At 72.7% G+C, this 12,247-nt stretch carries 8 protein-coding genes; 4 read left to right on the forward strand and 4 right to left on the reverse strand.

Features of this window, described 5'->3' with window-relative positions; all coding sequences use genetic code 11:
- Positions 1–611 precede the first annotated feature (611 nt).
- From ACIBCM_RS02480 to ACIBCM_RS02495, 4 genes are all read right to left on the reverse strand, one after another.
- On the reverse strand, positions 612–3,050 hold the full coding sequence (locus tag ACIBCM_RS02480) for a DUF3488 and DUF4129 domain-containing transglutaminase family protein (protein WP_399239269.1): 2,439 nt from the start codon (positions 3,048–3,050) through the stop codon (positions 612–614).
- Positions 3,047–4,405 carry a DUF58 domain-containing protein gene (locus ACIBCM_RS02485; protein ID WP_399239271.1) on the reverse strand — a complete coding sequence of 453 codons (1,359 nt, stop codon included), beginning with the start codon at positions 4,403–4,405 and terminating at the stop codon, positions 3,047–3,049. Before ACIBCM_RS02485 ends, ACIBCM_RS02480 begins: the two co-directional genes overlap by 4 nt.
- Positions 4,405–5,448 carry an AAA family ATPase gene (locus ACIBCM_RS02490; protein ID WP_399239273.1) on the reverse strand — a complete coding sequence of 348 codons (1,044 nt, stop codon included), beginning with the start codon at positions 5,446–5,448 and terminating at the stop codon, positions 4,405–4,407. Before ACIBCM_RS02490 ends, ACIBCM_RS02485 begins: the two co-directional genes overlap by 1 nt.
- Before the next feature lie 492 nt (positions 5,449–5,940).
- Positions 5,941–6,483, reverse strand: coding sequence for a beta-class carbonic anhydrase (locus tag ACIBCM_RS02495; RefSeq protein ID WP_399239275.1), 543 nt, complete (start codon positions 6,481–6,483; stop codon positions 5,941–5,943).
- A gap of 319 nt (positions 6,484–6,802) precedes the next feature.
- On the opposite strand from ACIBCM_RS02495, the gene rsmH reads away from it, so the two are divergent.
- The 4 genes from rsmH to ACIBCM_RS02515 all read left to right on the forward strand — a co-directional run bounded on the left by rsmH (position 6,803) and on the right by ACIBCM_RS02515 (position 12,247).
- A complete protein-coding gene (gene rsmH, locus ACIBCM_RS02500) occupies positions 6,803–7,759 on the forward strand; it encodes a 16S rRNA (cytosine(1402)-N(4))-methyltransferase RsmH (RefSeq protein ID WP_399239277.1) in 957 nt (318 codons plus the stop codon).
- A gap of 115 nt (positions 7,760–7,874) precedes the next feature.
- Positions 7,875–8,468 (forward strand): septum formation initiator family protein, encoded by a 594-nt coding sequence (locus ACIBCM_RS02505; protein ID WP_399239279.1) that lies wholly within the window; start codon positions 7,875–7,877, stop codon positions 8,466–8,468.
- A 4-nt stretch (positions 8,469–8,472) separates the two neighbouring features.
- The gene (locus ACIBCM_RS02510; RefSeq protein WP_399239281.1) at positions 8,473–10,464 is read left to right on the forward strand and encodes a peptidoglycan D,D-transpeptidase FtsI family protein; all 1,992 of its coding nucleotides are present in this window, start codon (positions 8,473–8,475) and stop codon (positions 10,462–10,464) included.
- Between the two features lie 106 nt (positions 10,465–10,570).
- Positions 10,571–12,247 (forward strand): UDP-N-acetylmuramoyl-L-alanyl-D-glutamate--2,6-diaminopimelate ligase, encoded by a 1,677-nt coding sequence (locus ACIBCM_RS02515; protein ID WP_399239282.1) that lies wholly within the window; start codon positions 10,571–10,573, stop codon positions 12,245–12,247.

Below are 12,247 nucleotides of genomic sequence, written 5' to 3' on the forward strand. Positions count from 1 at the left end.
GTCCGGTTTCCGGCCCTTGGCTCTGGACTGCCCCTGGCCGGTGCCGGGCTCCCTGGCTCCGGCGGGGCCGCCCGTGGAGGTCGGCGGCGCCCGTACGTACGGTTCGCTCGGCGGCCCGCCCCAGACCGTCCCCGGAGCAGGGATGCGGGATCCCTCCCCTCCTCCGGAAAGGCCGGGTGGGCCGGGGGCCGCCTGTGCCGGTCAGCGGCGCGCGTGCACGCACGACCGGCGGCCGACCTCGTAGCCGGAAGCGGGACCTCGCCCGGTGAGGCCGGGTGGGCCGGGGCCGCCCGGAGGCTGGGGCCCACCGGGTTCGACCCCGGGGGCGTCGGCCACCAGGTCGGCGCGGCGCCTGCACGGGCGCGGGCTGGTACACCCGTCTGTGCGGCGACTGCGCCAGCACAGGCGTCGGTAGCAGCGCGGGCGCCCTCACCGGTCCCCGTACCGCCCTTCCCCTGTGCGACGGCGGAGCCGGGCAGGCCGGCACGGCGGAGGGCCGGGACGGCGGCCGGGGCACGTCACGGGCCCGCACCGCCGAGGACCGGGAGACGTTCGGCGGGTGCCGTGGCCGGTGGACGAGGCCCTTCGGCCCGTCCACCGGCCACGGTGGGTCAGCCCCGCTGTTTCGACGGGGGCCGCAGCCGGGCCCAGCCGGGCCGGCGGGAGGGGCCCCAGGCCCGGAACCGGGCACTCCAGCGGTCCGTGAAGGCCGTCCAGCGGGCGGAGGCCGCCCAGATCACCCGTACGGCCGAACGCGGCAGCAGGTGTGCCCGCAGACGCGTCCAGCGGCTCACCCCCGCGCGCAGACCGGCCCTGATCCGCTCGGCGTCGTCCACCAGACCGGTCGCGGGTCGTGGCTCGGGCGCGTAAAGCACCTGCTCGACGGCGCTCGCGACCCGGTGCACCGAATCGGCGGCCTCGCCCTCCAGACGCCCCAGCCGGACGATCCGGGCCGCCGCCTTGCGAGCGGTCAGTGACTCGTCGGGCGGGATGCCGTGGTCCCAGGCCGTGTCGGAGACCTCCAGCCATGTGGCCAGGGTGCGGGCCGTGACCTCGGCGGGGCCGCGTCCCCCGGAACCCAGCCGCCGGGCCCGTACCCGTATCCGCCACAGCATCGGCAGCAGGGGCAGCGCCAGCGCCACGGGCACACCCAGTGCGATCAGCAGAATGTTCCCGCCGGACGCCCCCGAGTCGGTGGGCGTGTCCTCCTCCACCGGGGCCGCGTTCGAGCACTCACCGCGGCGCCTCAGGTCCGGCGGGCAGCTGTCCGAGGCCGAGGGGGTCGCGGACGGCTCGTCGGAGGCGGTCGCCTCCGGCACCTCCGGGTCGGACGGCGCGCCGGCGGGCGAGTCCTCGCGCGTGTACTCGGGTGTGCTTCCCCGGCTGGGCGTGGGCTCGAACCGGGTCCAGCCCACACCCTCGAAGTACAGCTCGGGCCAGGCGTGGGCGTCCCGGATGCCCACCGACATGATGCCGTTCGCCTGGGCGGTCCCCGGGGTGAAGCCCACGGCGACCCGCGCCGGGATCCCCAGCGTCCGGGCCATCGCGGCCATGGAGAAGGAGAAGTGGACGCAGAAGCCCTCCTTGCGCTGGAGGAAACGGGTGATCGCCGCGGCCCCCGTACCGGAGTCCACGTTGACGTCGTAGGCGAAGCCGCCGTCGGTCGTGAACCAGTCCTGGAGCCGCACCGCGGCCTCGTACTGGTTCTTCGTGCCCGCGGTCACCCTCCGCGCGGTCTCCTCCACCGTGTCGGGCAGCGAATCGGGCACCTCGGTGTACTCGCGCACGATGTCCGCGGGCGGGGCGGGGGCCCCGGCCAGCTGCTCCGCCGTCGGCTTCACCATCAGGCTGCTGACGGTGTACTCGGCCCCCCGGGTGGTCTGGCCCTGGTCCCCGACGAGGTTGCGGCCCTCCGGTTCGTAGCGCCACCGGCCGCCGATCCTCACCTCCGTCGCCGGATAGGGGAGGGGCAGCCAGTTCTGGCGGTAGGAGCCGGCGGCGGTGATGTTCGTCGTGATCTCGTCGGTGGCGACCGAAGGGCTCAGGCCCGCCGGCTGCGGCAGCCGGTCGGGAACATCCCTGACCTTGCGCTCCGAGGTCTTCCACGCCGTCCCGTCGAACTGGTCGAGCGACACGATCCGCAGATACAGGTCCTGGGTGTCCTGGGCGCCCGTGCGGTAGCGCAGGACCTCCCGGTCCTGCGGCTGCTTCAGGCTGTCCTGGAGGGAGACCAGCGGATTCACGGCGGAGATCGTGTCGCCGCCGCCCGAGCCGGAGCCCTTCCCGGCGGCCGTGCCGTCGAGCAGCCCGCCGTCCAGCGCGGGGAGCGCGGCGGGAACCGCGAGCGCCACCCCCAGCGCGAGCACGCCGATACGGCGGCCGCTGCGCACGGGGGCCCTCGGCATACGGCCCGACGGTTCGAAGGCCCGGGCGCCGCGCGCCGTGGCCCCGGGGCCGCCGCCGAACACCCGCCCCCACGCCGAGAGCCGGTCGCGGCCCTCCGCCAGCAGGAGCAGCAGATAGCCGGACGCCGCAAGCACGAACCACAGCGCACTCGCCGCACCGCCCGCGAGCCCGGCCGCCACCGAGTACAGCGCGAGCAGCGGAAGACCCGCCGGAGCGGCGCTGCGGAACGTCACCGCCAGGGTGTCAACCAGAAGGCCGATGGCCAGCACTCCGCCGATCACCATCAGCCGGATGCCGTCCGAGGCGGGCGCGGGTATCGCGTAACGCTCGATGTCCTGGCCGCCGGTCGCCAGCATCTCACCGAAGCGGGCCAGCGTCTGCGGCCCCGGCAGCACCCCGAGGATCGCGTGGTCCCGGGCGAAGGCCAGGGTCAGCAGCACCAGCCCGGTGAACGCCTGCACGGCCACCGTCAGCGGCCGGGGCAGCGGAACGCGCCGGGCGAGCGCGCCCGCACCGCACTGGGCCGCCAGCAGGACCGCCGCCTGGATCAGCCAGCCGGGCGAGTCGAGCAGGGGCAGCATCGCGCCCGCCGCCATCAGCGTGGCGGCGTACGCGCAGATCGTCAGCCGTGCGCGACCGCTCATGACCAACCCCCGGTGTCGCCGTTCAATCGGATTCCCGCGGAGTCACCGGGCTGTGCCCCCGCCTGCTCCCACAGCGCGCGCAGCGACGAACCCGGTGATACGGCGAGCGCGGTCCAGCCGGCCTCACGCAGCCGCACGAGCCGGTCCTCGACCTCACCGGCCACCGCCCCGCCCGTCACCCAGGTCTCGCTGTCCAGGACGAAGGCGACGGCCGCGCCGCCGCGCTGGCGCATACGCGCCACGAGGGTGGTCTGCTCATCGTCGAGATCCCCGAAGAAGGCGACCAGCAGTCCTTCGCCGCCGCCGCGCAGTACGTCGTAGGCCGAGGAGAGACCTTCACCGTCGGAGTGGTCGACGACCGCGAGGGTGTCCATCATCAGCCCCGCGGAGTCGGCCGACTCCTGGGCTCCACCGGTGAAGCCGTCGGCGCCCTCCCCGGGCAGCGAACTCCCGGTGTCCGTCAGCAGCCGCACCGAGTAGCCCCGCTCCAGCATGTGGACCAGGACGGACGCGGCGCCCGAGACGGCCCACTCGAAGGCCGCGTCGGGGCCCACGCCCTGATAGGCGATGCCCCTGGTGTCGAGCAGTACCGTGCATCTGGCCCGCTGCGGCTGCTCCTCGCGGCGCACCATCAGCTCGCCGTACCGCGCGGTGGAGCGCCAGTGCACCCGGCGCAGATCGTCGCCGTAGCGATAGCTCCGGGGGATGATGTCGTCGTCCCCGGCGAGCGCCAGGGAGCGCTGCTGCCCGTCCCCGTGCCCCTGGGCCTCGCCCACCAGCCGCACATACGGCAGCGACTCGGTGCGGGGGATGACCGTGAGGGTGTCGAACGCGCTGAAGGAGCGGGTCAGTTCACACATTCCGAACGGGTCGTTCAGCCGCAGCTGGAGCGGTCCGAGCGGATAGCGCCCGCGCAGGTCCGAGCGGACCCGGTAGGACACCTCGCGCCGGCCGCCCGCCTCCACCCGGTCCAGGACGAACCGGGGCCGGGGCCCCAGCACGTACGGGACGTGGTCCTGGAGCATCAGCAGTCCGGTGGGCAGTCGCGAGACATTGTCCATCCGCAGATGCACCCGGGCCTCGGATCCGACCGGTACCCGGGAGGGCGACAGCCGTCTGCTGCCCGCGACCCGGTAGCGGGTGCGGTACAGCACGGCCACGCAGATCAGCGGCAGCACGGCGAGCAGCAGCCCGACCCGCAGCAGATCGCTCTGCCCGAGGACATACGCGCACACCGCGGCCGCCACCCCGGCGGCGACGAACGACCGGCCGCGCGTGGTCAGCCCGCCGAGAGCGGCCCGCATGCCACCCCCCGGGTCCTTGCCCTCCGCGACGGCGGATCCCCCGGCCGGCATCACAGCCGCCGGGCGCCGGGCGAGGAGCCGTAGAGCGCCTGGGACGGGCGGCCCGTGACGAACGGGGTCTCCTTGCCCTCGGCGGTGGGGACCGGGGTGCGCTGAAGGATCTCCAGCACGACCTGCTCCGCGGTACGGCGGTTCAGCTGTGCCTGCGCGGTGGGCAGCAGCCGGTGCGCCAGTACCTGCACCACCAGGGACTGCACGTCGTCCGGCAGGGCGTAGTCCCGTCCGCTCAGCGCGGCGGCCGCCTTGGCGGCGCGCAGCAGATGCAGCGTCGCGCGCGGGGAGGCGCCGAGCCTCAGATCCGGGTGGCTGCGGGTCGCGGCCACCAGCTCGACCGCGTAACGCCGCACGGCCTCGGCGACATGGACACCGCGGACCGCGTCGATCAGCTTCACGATGTCGTGCGCGTGGGCCACCGGCTGGAGGTCGTCGAGCGGGGAGACACCGCCGTGCACATCGAGCATCTGAAGCTCGGCGTCCGCGCTGGGATAGCCGATGGACACTCGCGCCATGAAGCGGTCGCGCTGGGCCTCCGGCAGCGGATAGGTGCCCTCCATCTCCACCGGGTTCTGGGTGGCGACCACCATGAAGGGGCTCGGCAGCTCGTACGTACTGCCGTCGATGGTGACCTGGCGCTCCTCCATCGACTCCAGCAGCGCCGACTGGGTCTTGGGCGACGCGCGGTTGATCTCGTCGCCGATCACGATCTGCGCGAAGATCGCGCCCGGTTTGAACTCGAAGTCACGCTGCTGCTGGTCGTAGATCGACACACCGGTGATGTCGGACGGCAGCAGATCCGGTGTGAACTGGATGCGCCGCACCGAACAGTCGATGGATCGCGCCAGCGCCTTGGCCAGCATCGTCTTGCCCACGCCCGGCACATCCTCGATGAGGAGATGTCCCTCGGCGAGCAGCACGGTCAGCGAAAGCCGTACGACCTCAGGCTTGCCCTCGATCACATCCTCCACCGACCTGCGGACACGATCCACAGTGGCGGTCAGATCTGTGAGGCTTGCTCGATCGTCATAGGTCGTCACCCGGCCCTCCTCGGCCCCGTTCTACGAGCCGGGACGTCGAAACGGTCCCGGCCCACCCCGAAACACGGGCACCGATTCCCGGGGGTTCCGGATGGTGCCACCCCCGCATTCTTGTTGCCGTTACCGCGTTGTGTCACTTGCCTGTGGATAACCGCTTCGTCTTTCGGAGGTTTCAGCCCGATATCCCCAGGTGTTCCCCGCGTCACATACCGATCACTTGCCGATTACATGCCGACACATCGTGATGCCTCCGCACGGGAGGGGGCCGCCGGTCCGGCCTCCGGGAGAGGGCCGCCCGGCCCATCCCCGCAGGGCGGAGCGCGCCCTTCCGTCCGTTCGGGCCGGACGGACGGGTCTGAGGGCCGGTCGGATTCGGCTGGGGGCGCGCGGCCGATCGGGTCGCGCGGACGATCGGGGTCGGACGGCCGATTCGGGGTCGGACGGCCGATTCGGGGTCGGTCGGCTCAGATGGCCGATTCGGGTCGGTTCGGCTCAGACGGCCGGGTCGATCTCCCGCAGGAGCCCCTGCTTCACATCGAACACAAAGCCCCGCACATCGCCCTTGTGCAACAGGAACGGCGAGGTGCGCACCCGCTGCATCGACTGGCGCACATCCTGGTCGACATCGCGGAACGCCTCGACCGCCCACGGCGGACGCTGTCCGACCTCGTCCTCCAGCTCATGGCGGAAGTCCTCCGTCAGGGACTCCAGACCACAGCCCGTGTGGTGGATCAGGATGACGCTGCGGGTGCCCAGCGCCCGCTGGCTGATGGTCAGCGAACGGATCACGTCGTCGGTGACCACACCGCCCGCGTTGCGGATGGTGTGGCAGTCGCCCAGTTCCAGGCCGAGCGCGTCGTGCAGATCGAGCCGTGCGTCCATGCAGGCGACGACCGCCACCCGCAGAACCGGGCGCGCGTCCATTCCGGGGTCCTGGAAGCCGTGGGCATAGCGCCTGTTCGCTGCGACGAGACGATCGGTGACCGTACCGGCTGTGCGCGCAGCGTCGGCAGGGTGGTGCGCGGAAGTGGTCATACAGAAGACGTTAATGCGCATACCGCCCGAAGCTCGATGTGAGACGCGACAAACAACATCAACCACGCTTGTTGTGAGGTAACCCACAGGGGGGATGCATGGGGTCCCGTTCGGGTGAAGTGTCCGATTCCATGACCCGTACGCCACGCCGTCGACCGGTTGATTGACCGGGCAGAGCAGTGGACTAAAGTGGCGCGCAGTCCACCGAAACCTCCTGCACATTCCAAGATTTCTCCCCGCGTGTGCGGCATACGCACGACTCGGCCTTCCACCCTGCTCGCCGGTCGCTCCAGCCCCGCGCCGGACCTGAGAGGGCGCCTTGAGCCATACCCGACATGTCCCGGTGATGCTCCAGCGGTGCCTGGACCTGTTGGCCCCCGCCCTGGAACACCCCGGATCGGTGGTCGTCGACTGCACCCTCGGTCTCGGCGGGCACAGCGAGGCGCTGCTCACCCGGTTCCCCGACGCGCGCCTGATCGCGCTGGACCGGGACAAGGAGGCCCTGCGGCTCTCCGGTGAGCGGCTCGCGCCCTTCGGCGACCGGACGACACTCGTCCACGCCGTGTACGACGAGCTGCCGGCGGTCCTGGAACGGCTGGAGATCCCCCGGGTACAGGGCGTCCTGTTCGACCTCGGGGTCTCCTCGATGCAGCTCGACGAGGCCGGGCGCGGTTTCGCGTACGCCCAGGACGCACCGCTCGACATGCGGATGGACCAGTCGACCGGAATGCCGGCGGCCGAGGTCCTCAACACCTACCCGCCCGGTGAGCTGGTGCGGATCCTGCGGACGTACGGCGAGGAGAAGCAGGCCAAACGCATTGTCTCCGCGGTCGTACGGGAGCGGGAGAAGGAACCGTTCACCAATAGCGCCCGGCTCGTCGCGCTGATCCGCGACGCGCTGCCGCAGGCGGCCAAGCGCACCGGCGGCAACCCCGCCAAACGCACCTTCCAGGCCCTGCGCATCGAGGTGAACGGCGAGCTGAGCGTGCTGGAGCGGGCGATTCCGGGGGCCGTCGGAGCACTCGCCGTGGGCGGGCGCATCGCCGTGCTGTCCTACCACTCGCTGGAGGACCGGCTGGTCAAGCAGGTGTTCGCGGCGGGGGCCGCCAGTACCGCGCCCGCCGGGCTGCCCGTCGTACCGGAGGAGTACCAGCCCCGGCTGAAGCTGCTGACCCGGGGCGCGGAACTCCCGGCCGAGGAAGAGGTCGCGGAGAACCGGCGTGCGGCCCCCGCGCGTCTGAGAGGAGCACAGCGCATCCGTGAGGACGCGCGATGAGGCACGGGCACCGGCGTGAGACGGCTCCCGTGGCACCCGGGCCTACGGCGGCCGGGGCCGCGGCGGCGGGCGCGGCGGCCCGGGAAACGGCCGGAGCGAGGACCGGGAGGACGCGGTGAGCACAGCGGCCAAGCAGCTCCGGGGAAGGGCCGCGAGGCTCGCCCGGCTGATGCCCGCGGGCCCCAGCACCGCCGCCCGCACCCCCTTCGTCCTCCTGGTCGTGGCGCTCCTCGGCGGCGGACTGATCATGCTGCTGGTGCTGAACTCCGCGCTCAACGAGGGCTCCTTCGAACTGAGCAAGCTCAAACGCGAGACCACCGAGCTGACCGACGAGCAGCAGGCCCTCCAGCGGGACGTGGACGACCGGTCGGCGCCCGACGCCCTGGAGCGCCGGGCTCGCGAACTCGGCATGGTGCCCGGCGGCCCGCCCGCCTTCATCGACCCCGACGGCACGGTCAGCGGGGTCCCCGGCAAGGCGACCGCGCCACCCGCCCCGGAACCCAGTGCCTCCGGCACCGATGCCTCCGGTTCCCCGGCGCCGCCCGGCTCGTCGTCCTCTCCGGCCGCGCCCCCGGACTCTCCTGCCGCGCCCCAGGCCTCCCCGGCCGAATCCACCCCGCCCTCCGGAGCCTCCGCGGCCCCCGACCTCTCGGCGGCCGACCCGCCGGCCCCGCCCGCGAAGCCGACCTCGACGCCCTCCGGCAGGTGACGCAGTGCCCTCCCAGGAACCACCTCCGCGTCGCTCCTCCCAGGACCAGGCCCCGCGCCGCTCCTCGCGTGACGCGCCCGAGCGCCGCCGGGTCCCCGGGCCCGCCCGGCGGCCGCCCGGGCGTCCCGCACCCCGCGGCCCCCGCCCGGCACCGCGCACCCTCCGGCTCGGCAGCCCCCGCCCCCGGCTGCGCCTGGTCAGCCTCGCCCTGACCCTGGTGATGCTGGCCTTCGTCGTACGCCTGCTCCAGGTGCAGGCCGTGGACGCCGACGCCTACGCGGCCAAGGCCGAGAAGAGCCGCTACCTCAGCGTCAAGCTCGCCGCCGAACGCGGGGAGATCACCGACCGGACCGGGATCGCGCTGGCCACCAGCGTCGACGCGTACGACATCACGGCCGACCCGAAGCTGTTCACCCCGGAGGAGAGCAAGACCCCCGACGCCCCGGAACGGGCCGCCGGGCTGCTCGCCCCGATCCTCGGCACCGGCGCCGAGGAGATCGCGAAGAAGCTCAGGACCCCCAAGTCCCGCTACACGGTCCTCGCCCGCCGCCAGACCCCCCAGGTCTGGAACCAGATCAAGGACCTCAAGGGCGTCTTCGCCGAGAAGGCCGCGGCCGACAAGGCCAAGGGCGGCCCCGGAACCAATGTCCTCGCCGGTGTCTTCCAGGAGCCCAGCAGCAAGCGGGTGTACCCGAACGGCGAACTCGCCGCCGGGATACTGGGTTACGTCAACGCCGAGGGCCGCGGCGGCGGAGGCATCGAGTCCATGCTCGACAAGGAGCTGGCCGGCCAGGACGGCGAGGTCACCTACGCCCAGTCCGGCGGCCGGCGCGTCCCCACCGCGGACGGCACCCGTGAGACCCCCGCCGTCCCCGGCTCGGACATCGAGCTGACCATCGACCGGGACATCCAGTGGGCCGCCCAGCGGGCGATCAGCGAACAGGTGAAGAAGTCGAAGGCCGACCGCGGGTACGTCATCGTGCAGGACACCCGGACCGGCGAGATCCTCGCCATGGCCAACTCACCCGGCTTCGACCCCAACGACCCCGGCCGGGCCGACTCCGCCGCCATGGGCAACGCCGCGCTCCAGGACGCGTACGAGCCGGGCTCAACCGCCAAGGTGATGTCCATGGCCGCCGTACTGGAGGAGGGGGCCGCCACGCCCGGCACCCATGTTGTCGTCCCCAACCGGCTGCACCGGGGCGACCGGCTCTTCAAGGACGACGTCGACCACCCCACCTGGTACCTCACCCTCAACGGGGTGCTCGCCAAGTCCAGCAACATCGGCACCATCCTGGCGACCGGCCAGCTCGGCAAGACCCAGAAGCAGGCCAACGAGGTGCTGCACTCCTACCTGCGGAAGTTCGGCATGGGCAGCCCCAGCGGGCTCGGCTACCCCGGGGAGACCCCCGGCATCCTCGCGCCGCCGGGGAAATGGTCCACCTCCCAGCAGTACACGATCCCCTTCGGCCAGGGCCTGTCCCTGAACGCCATGCAGGCCGCGTCCGTCTACTCGACGATCGCCAACGGCGGAGTCCGGATCGAGCCCAGTCTCGTCCGCGGCACCAAGGGACCCGACGGGCGGTTCACCGCCGCGGCCGCGCCCGGCAAGACCCGGGTCGTCAGCGAGGACACCGCCCGGACGCTGGCCACGATGCTGGAGTCCGTCGTCGGCGACGAGGAGGGCACCGGCACCAAGGCCCGCATCCCCGGCTACCGGGTCGCGGGCAAGACCGGCACGGCCAACCGCGTCGACCCCGAACTGGGCCGCTACCGCGGCTACACCGCCTCCTTCGCCGGGTTCGCACCCGCCGACAAGCCCCGGGTCACCGTCTACTGCGCCATCCAGAATCCGACCAAGGGCAGCTACTTCGGCGGCCAGATCTGCGGACCGATCTACCAGGAGGTCATGGAGTTCGCGCTGAAGACCCTCAAGGTGCCGCCGACGGGCAAGGAGCCCGCCGGACTGCCCGTGACCTTCCGGCCGTCCGGGTGACCGGAGCGCCGGAAGGAAGGATGACCGGCCCCGAGAACCGGCCCGCCCGCGGGACCGGCAGACCCGGGGCACCGCCCGCCCCGCCGAATGATCCAAGGAACGACCAGTGACAACGATCACCCCAGATCCCGGGAACCACGGCCCGGCGCACGGCTCATTTGGCTCCCCGCACGCCGCGCCCGGTACGCTCACCGCCGTGCCACAGCCCGATCATCACCGAACCACCCCCGAGGACGCCCCGCCGAAGCAGCCGGGAGCGCCCCGTCCGGACCGGACCCACCCGACCACGCTCGGGGAGCTGGCGGAGCGGCTGGGGGTGAGGGAACCGGTCGCCGGGGGCACCCGGGTCACCGGGATCACCCACGACTCCCGCGCCGTACGCCCCGGAGATCTGTACGTGGCCCTCCCCGGCGCCCGGGTCCACGGCGCCGACTTCGTGGACCAGGCGGCGAACCTGGGCGCGGCGGCCGTCCTCACCGATCCGGCCGGCGCCGGGCGCGCCGGGGCCACCGGACTGCCGGTCCTGGTCACCGACGACCCCCGGGGCCGGATGGGAGCACTCGCCGCCGGGATCTACGGACACCCCGGCGAGGACCTCCTCCAGATCGGCATCACCGGCACCTCCGGGAAGACGACCTCCGCCTATCTCGTCGAGGGCGGGCTGCGGGCGGCGGGCCGCTCCACCGGCCTGATCGGTACGGTCGAGACACGCGTCGGCGACGAGCGCCTGAAGTCGGAACGTACGACTCCGGAGGCCACCGACCTCCAGGCCCTCTTCGCCGTGATGCGCGAGCGCGGTGTCGACGTGGTCGCCATGGAGGTCTCCAGCCACGCCCTGGTGCTCGGCCGGGTGGACGGCTGTGTCTTCGACGTCGCCGTCTTCAACAACCTCAGCCCCGAGCACATGGAGTTCCACTCCGGCATGGAGGACTACTTCCAGGCCAAGGCGCAGCTGTTCACCCCGGCCCGCAGCAGGCAGGGGGTGGTCAACTTCGACGACGAGTACGGACGCAGGCTGGCCAAGGAGGCGTCCGTACCGGTCACCACCTTCTCCACCGAGGGCAGCCCGGACGCCGACTGGCGGGCCGAGGACGTCGAACTGGGAGCGCTCGGGTCCGACTTCACGATCGTGGGACCCGGCGGGGAGCGCCTGCGGGCCCGGGCCCCGCTGCCCGGCGCCTTCAACGTCGCCAACACCCTCGCCGCGGTCGTCACCCTCGCCGTCGCCGGGATCGACCCGGAGACCGCGGCCGACGGTATCGCGGCCGTCCCCGGTGTCCCGGGCCGGCTGGAGCGGGTGGACGAGGGCCAGCCCTATCTCGCCGTCGTCGACTACGCCCACAAGACCGACGCCGTCGAATCGGTTCTGCGGTCCCTGCGGAAGGTCACCGAGGGCCGGATCCACATCGTGCTCGGCTGCGGAGGCGACCGCGACACCACCAAACGGGGCCCCATGGGCGCGGCGGCGGCCAGGCTCGCCGACACCGCTGTGCTGACGTCCGACAACCCCCGCTCGGAGGACCCGCTCGCGATCCTCGCCGCGATGCTCGCCGGAGCCGCCGAGGTCCCGGCGCACGAACGCGGCCATGTCCTCGTCGAGGCCGACCGGGCGGCCGCCGTCGCCGCGGCCGTCGCCCGCGCCGAGCCCGGTGACACCGTGCTGGTCGCGGGCAAGGGCCATGAACAGGGCCAGGACGTCGCCGGGGTCGTACGGCCCTTCGACGACCGCCTGGTACTCCGCGAAGCCATCAGCGCCTCCCTCCACCAGAAGACCCGGGGATGA

This window comes from Streptomyces sp. NPDC051018, from assembly GCF_044456085.1.
In the GTDB taxonomy this organism is placed as follows: domain Bacteria; phylum Actinomycetota; class Actinomycetes; order Streptomycetales; family Streptomycetaceae; genus Streptomyces.